This window comes from Rhodococcus sp. P3_B8, assembly GCF_056402775.1.
This window is the reverse complement of sequence record NZ_JBFUGT010000039.1, coordinates 1-14454: the sequence shown is the minus strand read 5'-3', so window position 1 is coordinate 14454 and position 14454 is coordinate 1. Positions and strand designations below refer to the sequence as shown.

Here is a 14454-nt window from a genome sequence, read left to right as displayed (position 1 = left end):
CATCCAACGGTTCGCCGTCCTCGCCGAGGAGTACGTCAGGACCGGCGACCCGGCCCGGATCGCCGGCGAGGTCGAGGCATACGACGACGTGTACGGCGAGGGCGTTCTGGTGGTCTCCACGCGTGGTGTCCCGACCCTCGGGGTAGGCCTCGACGGCAACGAACCCGGAATCGAGGCCGCGATTCGCAGCGGACTGCGCAACGAGCGGGTCTCCACCGTCGACCGGCTGTTCCCGTGGAGCGCCGACGAGGCCCTGTTCGTCAAGCCGGTCGGGTCGGGCGCTCAGGTGAACGGCACCATCGTGCTGCGTGCCTCGACCGCCGAGGCCCGCTCCGACATCCTCCGGCAATGGGCCGTGATCGCGGCCGGTGCCGTGCTGGCACTGGTCGCTTTCGGTGTCCTCGCGATCGCCTTGAGCCGGTGGGTGCTCGGACCGCTCGCGAACTTGTCCAAGGGAATCGTGCAACTCATCCGCCGGATGCCCGACGCGAGGACACCGCCGAGTTCCGTGCCACCGCGATCCGTGCTGCCGGCCACGGCCGCAGGCGGGCCGCCCGAGGTGCGCCGGCTCGCGCATTCGTTCGACGTGATGTCTTCGGCGGTGCTGCGGGCAGCGGACGCGCAACAGCGCCTGATCGCCGATACCGCCCATCAACTGCGGAACCCGCTCGCGGCGTTGCAGTTCCGCCTCGACCTCCTCGACGACGGGATACCGGACAGCGCGCGCGAGGACTATCACAGCGTGACCGAGGAGGCCAAACGCTTGCAGACCATTCTCGACAGTCTTCTCTCGCTCGCCTCGGCCGAGACGCCGCGATTCGGGGCCGATCGGTCCGAGGCGGCCTGCGACGCACTGTCGGTGGTGGCCGACCGGGTCGACTTCTGGTCGGTGACGGCCCGCGAACGTGGTGCGCGTCTGGCCACCATCGCAGACCCCGACGTCGACCATGTTCCGGTCGCGATCGCCGAGAACGATCTGTCCCAGGTGCTCGATGTACTGATCGACAACGCCTCCCGATACGCAGGCCCGCACCCCACCATCGAAATCGGCGTCGTCGTGGAGCCGTCACCGGACCGCTCTCGGGTGTGCGTGTGGGTGGCCGACGACGGTCCAGGTGTCCCGGAAGAGTTGCGCGGCAAGCTCACCGAGCGCTTCTTCCGGGCCAGCGACCAGGTCGGAACCGGTCTCGGCCTCTCCATTGTCGAGGTGGTCGCCGCAGCCTACGGCGGCCGTCTCGTCATCGACGAGGCCCCCGCCGGCGGACTGCGCGTACGCTTGTGGCTCGAACCGCACGTGGAGAAGCTGGACGATGATTAGCCGGCGACAGTTCATCGGTGGTGTGGCCGCAGCGGTCGCACTGTCGGGATGCGCTCGTGCCCAGCCCACGGGGACGTTCGACATCGCGTCCGGGGAGCGCGACGGATTCCAGTCCGAGTTCGCCGAGTTGCTTGCGGACGTCCCGCCCCCCTCGGGTGGGGATCTCCGGTTGACGGTGCGCTACACCACCGGTTCCCTGGAGAACCTGTCGCTGCTGGCGTCGGGTGAGGTACTCATCGGGCTGACCCTGGCCGACTCCGCTGTCGAGTCGGCCACCCCGATCGTGGCCATCGGCCGGGTGTACGAGAACTATCTCCAGTGCGCGGTGCCGGCGCGCTCACCCTTTCGCACGATGAAAGATCTTCGGGGCCAGACGATCAGCCTCGGCGCCCCGGGTTCCGGCACCGCGCAGACCGGAAGGCGGGTCCTCGAGGCGAGCGGTCTGACCCTCGACGACGTGACGGTGCGCCCGGTCTCACTCACCACCGTCCTCGACTCCCTGCGCGACGGTACRGTCGCCGCCGCACTGTGGGCCGGTGGCGTGCCCACCCCGGCGGCGATGCCGCGGCCCGGGCACGGTCCGGACGGCGGAATCCGGCTACTCGACCTGTCCGCCGAGTACGTCGAGATGCGCAGGATCTACGGGCCCATGTACGAACCGGTTTCGGTCCCTGCCCGGACGTACGGTGACACTGCCGAGACCGCGACGGTGGGGGTCCCCAGCCTGCTCGTCGCCTCGCCGCAGCTGCCCGACGCCGTGGCCGGTGCCCTCGTCGACCTTCTCATCGATCGAGCCCAGGACCTGATTCCCCCCGACACCGTCGGCGCGCAGTTCCTCGACGCCCGATCGCTGATCCAGACAGCCGGCGTCCCTCGCCATCCGGGGGCTGTCGAGGCGTACCGCCGTCACCACGGTTAGAAGGCGGACGGGTACCGCCGGCAACCTCAAGTACGTGTAAAACCTGGCCCCCACCCGATTGACTATGGCGCGTACATAGAGGCAAAATGGCCGTACATTTCGAGGAAGGCTGGCTCCATGGCATCGCAGACCGCCCTACCGCTCGCGGGGATCACCGTCGTAAGCATCGAACAAGCAGTTGCTGCACCCTTCGCGACCCGGCAACTGGCCGACCTCGGTGCCCGCGTCATCAAAGTGGAACGTCCCGACGCCGGCGACTTCGCGCGGCGTTACGACGAGACCGTGCACGGCGAATCGAGCTACTTCGTCTGGCTCAACCGTTCCAAGGAGTCGCTGACGCTGGACCTGAAGTCCGACGAGGGCCGCGACATCCTCGAAAAGCTGTTGTCCACAGCGGATGTCTTCGTGCAGAACCTTGCGCCCGGCGCCGCAGCCCGAATGAACCTCGACGCCCAGTCGCTCCAGCAGCGGTATCCCGCGCTGATTCCGTGCGACGTGTCCGGCTACGGCAACACCGGTCCCTGGTCCGATCGCAAGGCCTACGACATGCTCGTCCAGGGCGAATCCGGTCTGATGTCGCTGACCGGCCCCGACGAGTGCCCGTGCAAGGTCGGTGTGTCGATCGCCGACATCGCGGCCGGCATGTACGCCTACAGCGGGATCCTGTCCGCGCTGTACACGCGTGCAACCACCGGCACCGCCCGCGCGGTGGAGGTCGCTCTGTTCGAGGCGCTCGGTGAATGGATGGGATCGCCCGCCTACTACACCGAATACGGTGGCACGCAGCCCAGCCGGGTCGGGGCCGAACACGCGACGATCGCCCCGTACGGCCCGTTTCCCACCGCCGACGGCACGGTCCTGCTGTCGATCCAGAACGACCGCGAATGGTCCGCCTTCTGTTCGGAGGTGCTCGGCGACGAGTCGATCGCCACCGACCCACGTTTCTGCCGCAACTCCGCGCGGGTGGTGCACCGTGAGGAATGCAACGCTCTGATCTCCGCGCGGACGCGTCTGCTCAACACCGACGACGCCCTCGCCCTGCTCGACAAGGTGTCGATCGCCAACGGCAGGCTGGGCTCCGTATCGGATTTTCTGTCCCACCCATCCCTGGCCGGCCGTGACCGCTGGCGTGAGGTGGAGACCCCGGGCGGCCCGGTGCGAGCGCTGCTGCCGCCGGCGAACCTCAGTGGTGTGGAACCTCGATTCGATCCGGTTCCGGCTCTGGGTGCGCACACCGATGCCATTCTGGGGGAACTCGGTTACAGCGGCGCGGCGATCTCCGAACTGCGTACTGCCGACTCGATCTGAGGCTGGGCAGTGCCCCACGCAGTGGCGTCCGATGGAACTCGAATCGCGTACCAGGTCAGCGGCGAAGGACCGCCGCTGCTGCTGCTCGCCGGTCAGGCCAACAATCACCATTGGTGGGATCGTGTTCGCGCGGACTTCGATACGCACTTCCGCACCATCACGGTGGACTACCGCGGCACCGGAGCAAGCGACAAGCCCGAGACCGGGTACAGCACAATACTGTTCGCCGACGACGTGATCTGCGTGCTGGACTCCCTCGGAATCGGGAGGGCGCACGTCTACGGCACGTCGATGGGAGGCCGGGTGGCGCAGTGGGTCGCCGCGCGTCACCCGGAGCGTGTCGACGCCCTGATCCTCGGCTGCACCTCGCCCGGTGGAACGCACGCGGTGGAGCGCAGCAGGGAAGTCCGAGCGAGCCTGGCGCAATCCGATCCCGACCGGTCGCGCCGCGCCCTGCTGGAGTTGATGTACACGCCGGAGTGGCTAGGTCGAAATCCCGGTCCCTACAACACTCTCGGGGACCCGGACATGCCCGCGCACGCCAAGCTCGCCCACCTGCGGGCAAGCAACGGTCATGACGCGTGGGATGCGCTGCCGTCGATCAGTGCGCCGACCCTCGTCCTGCACGGGACCGACGACCTTCTGTCCCCGGCCGACAACGCACCCCTGCTCGCCGAGCGGATCCCGAACTCCCGCGTGCACTTGCTCCCGGGCGCACGGCACGCGTACTTCGAAGAGGGGTGCACTGCCGCGGGCGCCGCAGCGATCGGCTTCCTCGCCGAACAATAAGAGCGCGTTCGCGAGTGGGGTCGAGGCGCGCTAGTTGCGGGATCCGGGCATGACGATGCCGACCTTCGCCGCACCGAGGCCGTGGTCGCGGGCGGCGTCGAGTGCGGCGGGAGTGTCCTCGAGGTCGAACATCGTCTCGAGACAGTGGTCGACCTCGATCGTCCCGTTCTCGATGGCCTCGACTGCCGCCCGGAACGACAGCAGCCCGCCCTCGGACTGCGTACCGTTGACCCACTCCATGGTCAGGGACTTGCGGAATGAACGCTCCACGGGGAACGGGGAGTTGCCCGTCGATTCGGGGTAACCGAAGAATCCGATCGTTCCGCGAACGCGCGCGGCTTCGACCGCTGCGGCACGGGCGAGATCGTAGCCGGCGGCCTCGATCACCAAGTCCGCACCGACGCCGCCGGTCGTATCGAGGACGACCTCGGCGATCGACTCGACCGGTTCGAGGACGGTCCGCGCCGCGCCGAGCCGTTCGGCGACGGCGAGGCGATCCTTGTTCAGGTCTGCAATGGTGACCTTGAGGCCCCGAGCAATCAAGTGCTGCAGGTAGAACAATCCCGAGGAGCCGGCGCCGATGATCGCCGCCGTCCGCGGCATCCGCTCGACCGGTGTGTCGGCAGGTAGAAACTTCTTCATCCCGAAGAGGGTGGTACCGAGTTGCTGGGCGAGCAGCATGCGCCGAAGGTCTACGCCCTCGTTCAACGCGATCACGTGACTGGCGTCGACGGCCTGGAACTCGGCGAAACAACCACCGCGCTGACCGTGGGGGACGGTAAGCACCGGACGTCCGACTTCGACCCTCGAATCCTCGCTTCGAACAACGATTCCCACGCCTTCGTGGCCCGGATATCCGGGTCTCCCGAGGAGTACCGGGTCATGGAATCCGTCGAAGACGATGTGGACGTCGGAACCGCAGATCGAGGCGTATCGCATCTCCACGAGCACTTGGTTTGGCTCCGGGACCGGCCGGGGGAAGTCGCGAACTTCGACGACGCCGGGTGTGGTCACGCATGCTGCACGCATTCAGGCCTCGCTTGGGTGAGTCGGTGCTGGGAGTTGGAGGACGCATCGGATAGCCGCTCGGCGCGCCTTCCTGGATGGCGGTCACCGTATCGCACGCAGCCGGCGGCGGCAAGAGAAATCGCGTACGGGGCTGCCGGACAGATAGCGTCCGAACAATGTGCGGCGCAGTCGGTTTCACTCTGCTGGTAGCCATGCCTGCTCGTAATCAATCCATCAGAATTTGGCATTATCGCGCCAGGTCCATCAGGTAGCAGAATCACCAGAGTCACGACAACGAAGTGAGACCCAGATAACTACTTCGGGGTGAAGTATCGCAGGCTACAGAGGGCGTGGTGCATGGTCGATGTGCCTTCCTCGACGCCGAGCAATCACGGAACGTAGTGCATACCAATGGGTGTCGAAGTCCTGAGCCCCTGACGCGGTTCGTGACGGACCGGACCGTCGATCGGTGAAGCCCGCAGCCATTGCAGGATCCATTCCCACCACAAGGAGTCGCCATGACCCCCTCCACACCGCCGCACGCTCACAGAACCGATGATCGATCCGAGGAGCCGCCTCGCTCGCGCGGTCACTACGTCAAGTCGGTGCTGGTCGGTTCCATCGGCAACATGATCGAATGGTTCGACTGGTTCGTGTATTCGACTTTCGCAATCTATTTTGCCGGACAATTCTTTCCGAGCGACGACCGCACCGCGCAGCTCCTGAACACGGCGGCCATCTTCGCCGTCGGATTCCTGGCGAGGCCTCTCGGCGGCTGGTTGCTCGGGCGTCTGTCGGACCGCAACGGCCGTAAAGCCGGCCTGACGGTGTCCGTCGGAATGATGTCTGCGAGCGCCTTGATGATCGCTCTCGCGCCGAACTACGAGACGGCCGGCAATCTGGGAGCCTGCCTGTTGGTCACCGCGCGCATCCTGCAGGGACTGTCGGTCGGTGGCGAGTATGCCGCGTCGGCGGCGTATCTGACCGAGGTATCCAAGAAGGGCTGGCGGGGTCTGGGGGCGAGTTTCCAATACATCTCCGTCACCCTGGGGCAGCTCGCCGGCCTGCTGGTCCTCATCGTCTTGCAGTTCTCCTTGTCCGACGAACAGCTGACGTCGTGGGGTTGGAGAGTGCCGTTCGCGATGGGTGCCATCGGTGCCGTCGCGGTCTTCTACCTGCGGCGCGGAATGCACGAGACGACGGCCTACTCGGTTGCCGAAACGGTCGATACCGAAGATCGCCGGGGAACACTGGCCGAGGTATGGCGCAACCGGCGCGCCGCCGTCGTCGTCTTCACCCTGACCCTCGGGGGCACCGTCGCCTACTACACCTACACCACCTACCTGACCAGCTACTTCGTGAACAGCGTCGGCCTCGAGAAGTCGCAGGCCTCGACGATCAGCTTCATCGGACTGGTGGTGTTCCTGGTCCTCTTGCCGATCGGTGGGTACGTCTCCGACCGCATCGGCCGGCGGCCCGTCCTCATCTTCTTCGGCATCGGCACCACGATCGGAACGTATCCGATCCTGCAGGGAATGCAGAACAATCCCACGTGGCTCACCTGCCTGGTGCTCACCGTCCTCGGTCTGGTATTCGTGGTCGGGTACTCGTCGGTCAACGCGGTGGTCAAGGCCGAACTGTTCCCCACCGGGGTGCGGACGGTCGGTGTTGCCATCCCGTACAGCATCGCCACCGCCGTGTTCGGAGGAACTGCCCCATACATCGCACTGGCGTTCCGCGACGCGGGCCGGGAGAGTTGGTTCTTCATATACGTCTCGATCTGCGCGGCCATCTCACTGATCACCTACGTGTTCATGCGTGAGACCAGGGACGTCAACCTCATCGACGAGACGGTCGCCCCGGGACCACACGACCGCGCGCAGCACTCGGCCTCGAACGGGACACCGATCAAAACCGTTCAGGGTTGACCATTGCTATTCTTCGTTGTGATCGATGTCGCTCTTGCATATCGCCTGCTGATGGTGCGGGACGGCGGTAGCTCGGGAAGGTGGTCGTCCGGTGGACGTCAAGCAGTTGACCGCACTCGTTGCGGTGGCGGACGCCGGGAGCGTGACCCGCGCAGCCGAACTACTCCACTTGGTTCAGCCGGCGGTGACACGCCAAATTCACACGCTCGAGCAGGAACTGGGTGTCCCGCTGTTCGAACGTAGCCGTGCGGGAATGGAATTGACGGAGTCCGGCCGGCTCATGCTCGAGCGCGCCCGGAGGGTGCTGTCCGAACTCGAGCGTGCCCGGGCCGAGATCCGCCCGAATCCGGGGGTGCTGCAAGGGATCGTGACGGTCGGACTTCTGTCCTCCACCTCCGAACTGCTCGCCGAACGACTCGTCGCGGCCGTGTTGCAGGAGCATCCGGCCGTCCGGTTGCGAATAGTGTCCGGGTACGCCGGACACGTGCGGCAGTGGCTCGATGCCGGTGACATCGACCTCGGTCTGCTCTACAACCTGAAATCCACGTCGTCGCTCAACGTGCGAGCATTGYTCGCCGAAAACCTGTGGGCGGTTGCCCCGCCCGACGGCGGGCTCGACACCGGACGACCGGTCACCCTCGAGGAAGTGGCGACCCACCCGGTCGTGATGCCCAGCGCGCCCCACGGAATTCGCACATTGGTTGCGGAGGCGTGCGCGAGACTCGACATCGGTCTGAACATCGTCGTCGAGACCAACGAGGTGAGCATCCAGAAGAGACTCGTGCGAGCCGGTCACGGCTGGACGATCCTGCCGGGCATCGCCGTTGCCGGTGATGTCGCCGGCGGTCTGCTCAGTGCGGCGCCGCTCCATTCCCCGGCGGTCGAGCGCACCGTCGTGCTCGCGTTACCGAGCGCCCCCCGGATCCCGCCTGCCGTCCACGCGGTGGCCGATCTGCTCGTCCGCCAGATGCGCGACGCCGTCGAGCGCGGTGAGTGGCCGTCCGCTCACTGGAAGCCGGACAACTAGCCGCGCGCGAATCAGAGCCCTCCGCGCGATACGAGTTGCGAGACGATGACGTTGCGCTGGATCTCGTTGGTGCCCTCACCGACGATCATCAGCGGGGCGTCCCGGAAGTACCGCTCGACGTCGTACTCGGTGGAATAGCCGTAACCGCCGTGGATGCGCACCGCGTTCAGGGCGATGTCCATCGCCACCTCCGACGCGTACAGCTTCGCCATCCCGGCTTCCATGTCGCACCGGTCACCGCTGTCGTACTGCTCGGCCGCATGCCAGGTCAGCTGCCGGGCCGCCGTCAACTTGGTCGCCATGTCGGCGAGGTAGTTGCCGATCGACTGGTGCTTCCAGATCGGCTTGCCGAAGCTCTCCCGCTGCTGTGCGTAGGCGAGGGAGTCCTCGAGCGCCGCCGTGGCCACACCCAGCGCCCGGCAGGCCACCTGGATGCGGCCGGTCTCGAGGCCCTTCATCATCTGCGCGAACCCCTTGCCCGGGGTCCCGCCGAGGATCGCCGTGGCCGGGGTCCGGTAGTTGTCGAACGACAGCTCACAGGTTTCGACGCCCTTGTAGCCGAGCTTGGGCAGATCCCGTGACACCGTCAGACCGGGACCGTGCTCGACCAGGACGATCGAAATCCCCTTGTGCTGGGGGGTCGCCTTCGGGTCGGTCTTGCACAGCAGCGCGATCAGCCCGGACCGGCGGGCGTTGGAGATCCACGTCTTCGACCCGGAGATCACCAGATCGTCGCCGTCGGTCTTGGCGTTGGTGGACATCGCCTGCAGATCCGACCCGCCGCCGGGCTCGGTCAGCGCCATCGTGGCCCGGATCTCACCGGTCGCCATCTTCGGCAGGTACTGCCGCTTCTGCTCCTCGGTGCCGTACARCGACAGCAGCTTCGCCACGACGGTGTGCCCGCCCATCGCCCCGGCCAGGCTCATCCASCCRCGKGCSAGTTCCTGGGTCACCTGCGCRTARCAGGGCATCGACACCGGTGATCCGCCGTACTCCTCCGGRACCGCCAGACCGTAGATCCCGATCTGCTTCATCTGCTCGATCCACTTCTCGGGGTACTCGTTGGCGTGCTCCACCGCCTGCACCGTCGGCTTCACGTCGCGGTCGATGAAGGCGCGCACCGTCTCGACCAGGTACGCCTCTTCCTCGTTCAGCTTGCCCATCACTCCACCTCGCACTCGCACAACATTTGTACGGCCATAATCCGACAATGTCTGCTTAAAGTCAACGATCGGTCTTGACATGACGGCTACGCCGCTGCCAGCATCAGCAGCGCAGCCCTACCGGGCTGGCCGTACATATCCAGCCCGAACCGGGCTCCCGGACCCTAGGAATGAAGCATCGTGCAGAACCTCACCCGCAGGCGCGCCGTTCTGGTGGCCCCCGGATCCGACGAACGCAAGGCCGTCAAGGCGCTCGCGTCGACCGCCGACGAGGTGGTCCTCGACCTCGAGGACGCCGTCGCCCCGGCCAGGAAGGCCGACGCCCGCGACCTCGTGCGCCGTCTCGTGCGCGAGTCCGACTGCTCCCGGGCCGTCTCGGTCCGCATCAACGCGCTGGCCACACCGTGGGCCGAGGACGACCTCGCCCTGTGCGCCTCCCTCGGCGCCGCCCTCACGAGCATCGTGGTTCCCAAGGCGGAGACGGCGCAGGATCTGGCGCACGCCGATCAGGCTCTCGCCGGCACCGACATCGGGTTGCAGGCTCTCGTCGAAACTCCGGTCGGCGTGCAGAACATCGGCGACATCACCCGGTCCGTCGCCCGGCTCGAGTCCGTCATCATCGGCTACGCCGATCTCGGGGCGGCCCTCGGCCGTTCCCGATCCGCCCTCCCAGAGCACTGGCTCGCGATCCAGGACGGCGTCCTCGTCGCCGCCCGCGCCGCAGGCATCCAGGCGATCGACGGACCCTTCCTCGGAATCGCCGACGACGACGCCTTCCGCCACTCGGCCGCATGGACCGGCGCACTCGGGTTCGACGGGAAATGGGTCATCCACCCCGCCCAGGTCGAATCGGCCGCTTCGGCGTTCACCCCCACCGACACCGCAGTCGAGGACGCGCGCCGCGTGATCGACGCACTCGCCGCCGCCGAGGCCGCGGGCAGCGGGGCCGCGCAACTCGACGGGCAGATGCTCGACGAGGCCGTCGCGGTGGCCGCACGTCGGGTCCTCGCCCAGGTAGGTGCGCAGTGACGATCACGCAGACCTACGTCGGTGGACCGTACTTCGACGAACTCGAGGTGGGGCAGGTGTTCGACACCGCCCCCGCCGTCACCCTGACCAGCGGCCTCGCCGCCGCGCATCAGGCCATCCTCGGCGACCGCCTGCGGCTGCCCCTGGACGCGCACCTGTCCCGGGCCGTTACCGGATCCGGGGACGCCGTGGCGAATCCCGGCCTCGTCTGCGACGTCGCCATCGGACAGTCCACGCTCGCCACGCATCACGTGAAGGCCAACCTGTTCTACCGCGGCCTCCGCTTCCATCACTTCCCGCACCTCGGCGACACCCTGTACACCCGCACCGAAGTGGTGGGCCTGCGCGAGAATTCGGCGAAGCCCGGACGCAAACCCACCGGGCTGGCGGCACTCCGCATGACGTCGACGGACCAGGACGGCCGCACCGTCCTCGACTTCTACCGCTGCGCCATGCTCCCGCTGAGCGAGAACCCCGACGAGGACCGCGTCCGCAAGTCCGACGACCTGTCCGCGATCGGTCCGCAGACCGAGCAGTCCTACGCCGCACCCGAGGGCTGGGACCTCGACCGTTACCGAGACAAGGTTCCCGGACAGCACTTCTCGACCGACCTCGCCGGGGCGGTCCTGCGGAGCAGCGGCGACGTGGTCTCGAGCGCCCCCGAACTGGCGCGCCTCACCCTCAACATCGCGGCCACCCATCACGACGAACGGGTCGGCGCGGACGGGCGGCTCGTCTACGGCGGGCACACCATCGGCATCGCGCTCGGGCAGGCCACGCGCGCGCTGCCCAACCTCGTCACGGTCCTGGGCTGGAAGTCCTGCGACCACACCGGTCCCGTCCACGAGGGCGACACCCTCACCAGCGAACTCGAGATCGAGAGCGCCGAGGCGTTGCCGGGCGGTGGCGGAGTTCTGCATCTGCGTTCACTCGTGTTCGCGCACAACGCCGCAGCGTCCGACGTTCCCGTCCTCGACTGGCGTTTCACCGCCCTCATGGCCTGACCTCCACCATCAAGGAGCTTCTCTCGTGACTGCCCACACTCCCCTTGCCGGACTTCGGATCGTCGAGGTCTCCAGCTTCGTCGCGTCGCCCCTGTGCGGGCTGACGCTGTCTCAACTGGGGGCCGAGGTGATCCGGGTCGACCCCATCGGCGGCTCCGCCTGCTACAAGCGCTGGCCGGTCACGAGTGACGGTGAGAGCATCTACTGGACCGGTCTCAACCGCGGCAAGCGGTCCGTGGCCGTCGACATGCGCAGCCCCGAGGGGCAGCAGCTCGTCCAGCAACTGGTCGCGGCCCCCGGTGCGGGTGGCGGAATTCTCGTCACCAACTCCGGTGGTCGTGACTGGCTCGCCCACGACGCGCTCAAGGCCCTGCGCCCCGACGTCATCACCCTCGAAGTCCTCGGTGGCACCGACGGTTCCCCCGCCGTCGACTACACCGTCAATGCGGGGCTCGGTTTCCCCTCCATCACCGGTCCCACCGATAATGCCGGCGTCGTCAACCACGTCCTGCCGGCGTGGGACGTGGTGTGTGGGCTGTATGCCGCGCTGGCCGTCGCGGCCGCCGTCCGGCACCGCGACGCCACCGGCGAGGGCACCCACATCCGCCTGCCGCTCGAGGACGTCGCGCTCGCCACCGCCGGCACGCTGGGCTACCTCACCGAAGTCCAGATCAACGGCACCGGCAGGCCGGCGACCGGAAACTCCGTCTACGGCACGTACGGAACGGATTTCACCACCAGCGACGGCGAACGGTTCATGATCGTCGCCCTCACCCCGCGCCACTTCCGTGACCTGGTTGCCGTCACCGGAACCACGGCCGCCGTGGAGGCACTCGCCACCGCACTCGACGTCGACTTCGCGCGCGACACCGATCGCTTCACCCACCGCGACGTCCTCACCGCCCTGTTCGCCCGCTGGTTCCGCGAACACACCGCGGCCGAAGTGGCCGAGGCGCTTTCGAAGACGTCCGTCCTCGCCGAGCGCTACCGCACCTTCGAGGAAGTCGTGAAGTCCGGGGAGCTCGAGAAGAACCCGATGTTCGCCCCCCTCGATCAGCCGCGCATCGGCACCTACCTCGCCTCCGGGCATCCGGCGTCGTTCGACGGCCACCACAGCACCGTCGCACCCGCCTCCGCAGTCGGCGACGACACCGGCAGCGTGCTCAGGGACCTCCTCGGCAGCTCCGACTCCGACATCGCCAAACTCCTCGACAGCGGCATCGTCGGGGGGAAGTAACGCCTCGACGACGCGACGCTGCGGAAAGCGTGGTTCCGCAGCGTCGCTCGTGAGACCGGCGTCAGCCGAGTTCGTACACCTGGCCGGTGTGAATTCCGTGCACTGATTTGACGAAGGCACGTGCTACGTCGGCGACGAAGGGCAGCCCCCAGGGAACCAGTTCGATCTGCCCGAGCAGTTTGTCGTCGAAGCCCTGCCGGAAGTCGGCCGAGGTGGTGTCGCCGAACGACGGGAACGGGGTGACGCCCGCGACGCTCACCACGGCGTCGACGGTGCCGACTCGGTCGTACATGCGGTCGATCGACCGTCCGTCGCGCAGGTCCACGTCGAGAGCGCTGGACCGCGACGCGACGATCACCTCGTTCTGCGAGTTCAGCGCGCGTCGGCGACGAATGCGCCGATCCGAGCCCGACCTGTTGCCTGCTCGAAGAGCCGGCGACGGTCCTCGATCTGGCGGCACGTGAACAGCTTCCGACATCGCTTGACGATGTGCGCGCCCAGGACCCCGACCGCGCCGGCATTCTCGTTACTCATCATCTCGCGGAGATTCCAACTACGACCACACATTCCGTTCTCGTGCGGAGGGTGTCATAGTCGCGCAGGGGCCGCTATCCGACGTCCTCACCACCACCGTCAGTGGCTGCTTCGACCACTCCATCGCCATGACGCAGACGCAGGTCCTCGACACCGTGGACTGACTGGGCGCACAGAGGTGGGCCGACCGCTCGGGCAGCCCACCTGCACCAGCGTCTGTGGGGACTAGTGGTGTGTGAATACCGGTGACCGCTTCTCCACGAACGCGGCCATGCCTTCCTTCTGGTCCTCGGTGGCGAAGGTGGAGTGGAAGAGCCGCCGTTCGAAGCGGATCCCTTCGGTGAGGGTGGTCTCGAATGCCCGGTTGACTGCTTCCTTCGCCATCATCGCGACGGGCAGCGACATCTCGGCGACAGTGGTGGCGGTCTGCAGTGCTTCGTCGAACAAGTCGGCGGCAGGGACGATCCGGGATACGAGTCCGGCGCGTTCGGCTTCCTCGGCATCCATGGTGCGGCCGGTCAGGCACAGTTCCATGGCCTTCGCCTTGCCGATGGCGCGAGTGAGTCGCTGTGAGCCGCCGATGCCGGGGATGACGCCGAGCTTGATCTCAGGCTGACCGAACTTGGCGGTGTCGGCGGCGAGGAGGATGTCGCACATCATTGCCAGCTCGCAGCCGCCGCCGAGCGCGTATCCCGCGACTGCGGCGATGATGGGTTTGCGCGCGGCGGCGATGCGGTCGCCGATGGAGAAGAAGTCGTCCAGGTAGACGTCCATGTACGACTTGGTGTGCATCTCCTTGATGTCGGCGCCGGCGGCGAACGCGCGGTCGGAGCCGGTGACGAGGATGGCACCGATGTCGCTGTCGGTGTCGAGTTCTTCGACGGCGGTGACGAGTTCGCGTAGAAGCTGGGTGTTCAACGCGTTGAGTGCTTTCGGGCGGTTGAGGGTGATGATCCCGACCCGGCCTTTGCGGTCGAGGAGGATGGTGTCGTAGTCGGTCACTGGTTGTCTCCGGTGGTGGTGGGTGGGGTGAGGCCGAGTTCGAGGTCGCCGAGTGGGGCGAAGAACGCGTCGACCTGCGCCGGGTCGACCTCCTCGATCGTGGCGGGCGACCACTGCGGGTTGCGGTCCTTGTCCACGACCTGCGCCCGGATGCCCTCGACGAGGTCGGGCGAGCTCAGGCAGGCGAC

14 protein-coding genes and 1 pseudogene are annotated in these 14454 nt (G+C 67.1%); 10 read left to right on the top strand and 5 right to left on the bottom strand.

Translation table 11 applies throughout. The annotated features are described in order from the left end of the window. Positions 1-109 precede the first annotated feature (109 nt). The 4 genes from AC1D1G_RS15940 to AC1D1G_RS15925 all read left to right on the top strand — a co-directional run bounded on the left by AC1D1G_RS15940 (position 110) and on the right by AC1D1G_RS15925 (position 4334). Positions 110-1318 (top strand): sensor histidine kinase, encoded by a 1209-nt coding sequence (locus AC1D1G_RS15940; RefSeq protein ID WP_477952837.1) that lies wholly within the window; start codon positions 110-112, stop codon positions 1316-1318. After that, positions 1311-2237 carry a TAXI family TRAP transporter solute-binding subunit gene (locus tag AC1D1G_RS15935; protein WP_477952835.1) on the top strand — a complete coding sequence of 309 codons (927 nt, stop codon included), beginning with the start codon at positions 1311-1313 and terminating at the stop codon, positions 2235-2237. Before AC1D1G_RS15940 ends, AC1D1G_RS15935 begins: the two co-directional genes overlap by 8 nt. A 117-nt stretch (positions 2238-2354) precedes the next feature. After that, on the top strand, positions 2355-3545 hold the full coding sequence (locus AC1D1G_RS15930; RefSeq protein WP_477952834.1) for a CaiB/BaiF CoA transferase family protein: 1191 nt from the start codon (positions 2355-2357) through the stop codon (positions 3543-3545). 9 nt (positions 3546-3554) lie between these two features. Beyond that, positions 3555-4334: an alpha/beta fold hydrolase gene (locus tag AC1D1G_RS15925; RefSeq protein WP_477952833.1), complete on the top strand. Its 780-nt coding sequence runs from the start codon at positions 3555-3557 to the stop codon at positions 4332-4334. Positions 4335-4364: 30 nt separating this feature from the next. Here the strand turns inward: AC1D1G_RS15925 and AC1D1G_RS15920 are convergent, their stop codons facing one another. After that, positions 4365-5348, bottom strand: coding sequence for a zinc-binding dehydrogenase (locus AC1D1G_RS15920; protein WP_477952831.1), 984 nt, complete (start codon positions 5346-5348; stop codon positions 4365-4367). Between the two features lie 512 nt (positions 5349-5860). Between AC1D1G_RS15920 and AC1D1G_RS15915 the strand changes: the two genes are divergently transcribed. Next, positions 5861-7270, top strand: coding sequence for an MFS transporter (locus AC1D1G_RS15915; RefSeq protein ID WP_477952830.1), 1410 nt, complete (start codon positions 5861-5863; stop codon positions 7268-7270). 91 nt (positions 7271-7361) lie between these two features. Further along, complete coding sequence (locus AC1D1G_RS15910) at positions 7362-8297, top strand: LysR substrate-binding domain-containing protein (RefSeq protein ID WP_477952829.1); 936 nt, start codon at positions 7362-7364, stop codon at positions 8295-8297. Positions 8298-8308: 11 nt separating this feature from the next. Here AC1D1G_RS15910 and AC1D1G_RS15905 read toward each other — a convergent pair whose 3' ends face one another. Continuing rightward, a complete protein-coding gene (locus AC1D1G_RS15905) occupies positions 8309-9460 on the bottom strand; it encodes an acyl-CoA dehydrogenase family protein (RefSeq protein ID WP_477952828.1) in 1152 nt (383 codons plus the stop codon). Between the two features lie 180 nt (positions 9461-9640). Here AC1D1G_RS15905 and AC1D1G_RS15900 point away from each other — a divergent pair, with 180 nt between their 5' ends. Genes AC1D1G_RS15900 through AC1D1G_RS15890 form a run of 3 tightly spaced genes read left to right on the top strand, consistent with a single transcriptional unit; the run spans position 9641 to position 12730 of the window. Further along, entirely contained in the window at positions 9641-10489 is an 849-nt protein-coding gene (locus AC1D1G_RS15900) for an HpcH/HpaI aldolase/citrate lyase family protein (protein ID WP_477952827.1), read from the top strand. After that, on the top strand, positions 10486-11493 hold the full coding sequence (locus tag AC1D1G_RS15895) for a MaoC family dehydratase (RefSeq protein WP_477952826.1): 1008 nt from the start codon (positions 10486-10488) through the stop codon (positions 11491-11493). Before AC1D1G_RS15900 ends, AC1D1G_RS15895 begins: the two co-directional genes overlap by 4 nt. A 25-nt stretch (positions 11494-11518) precedes the next feature. Then, positions 11519-12730 carry a CoA transferase gene (locus tag AC1D1G_RS15890; protein ID WP_280781158.1) on the top strand — a complete coding sequence of 404 codons (1212 nt, stop codon included), beginning with the start codon at positions 11519-11521 and terminating at the stop codon, positions 12728-12730. Between the two features lie 61 nt (positions 12731-12791). Here the strand turns inward: AC1D1G_RS15890 and AC1D1G_RS15885 are convergent, their stop codons facing one another. Further along, positions 12792-13088, bottom strand: coding sequence for a Rossmann-fold NAD(P)-binding domain-containing protein (locus AC1D1G_RS15885; protein WP_477952824.1), 297 nt, complete (start codon positions 13086-13088; stop codon positions 12792-12794). A gap of 50 nt (positions 13089-13138) precedes the next feature. Between AC1D1G_RS15885 and AC1D1G_RS15880 the strand changes: the two are divergent. Continuing rightward, positions 13139-13428 (top strand): annotated as a pseudogene (locus AC1D1G_RS15880) (ABC transporter ATP-binding protein); the annotation flags it as partial. A gap of 61 nt (positions 13429-13489) precedes the next feature. On the opposite strand, the gene AC1D1G_RS15875 reads toward AC1D1G_RS15880, so the two are convergent. After that, the gene (locus AC1D1G_RS15875) at positions 13490-14266 is read right to left on the bottom strand and encodes an enoyl-CoA hydratase (protein ID WP_477952823.1); all 777 of its coding nucleotides are present in this window, start codon (positions 14264-14266) and stop codon (positions 13490-13492) included. Beyond that, positions 14263-14454, bottom strand: a 192-nt coding sequence (locus tag AC1D1G_RS15870) for an enoyl-CoA hydratase/isomerase family protein (protein ID WP_477952821.1), incomplete at its 5' end; no start/stop codon positions are given. The genes AC1D1G_RS15870 and AC1D1G_RS15875, both read right to left, overlap by 4 nt.

Excerpts from the sequence above, each read along its gene's own strand:
- AC1D1G_RS15930 (WP_477952834.1), top strand. The coding sequence starts at position 2,355 with ATGGCATCGCAGACCGCCCTACCGCTCGCGGGGATCACCGTCGTAAGC.
- AC1D1G_RS15915 (WP_477952830.1), top strand. The coding sequence starts at position 5,861 with ATGACCCCCTCCACACCGCCGCACGCTCACAGAACCGATGATCGATCC.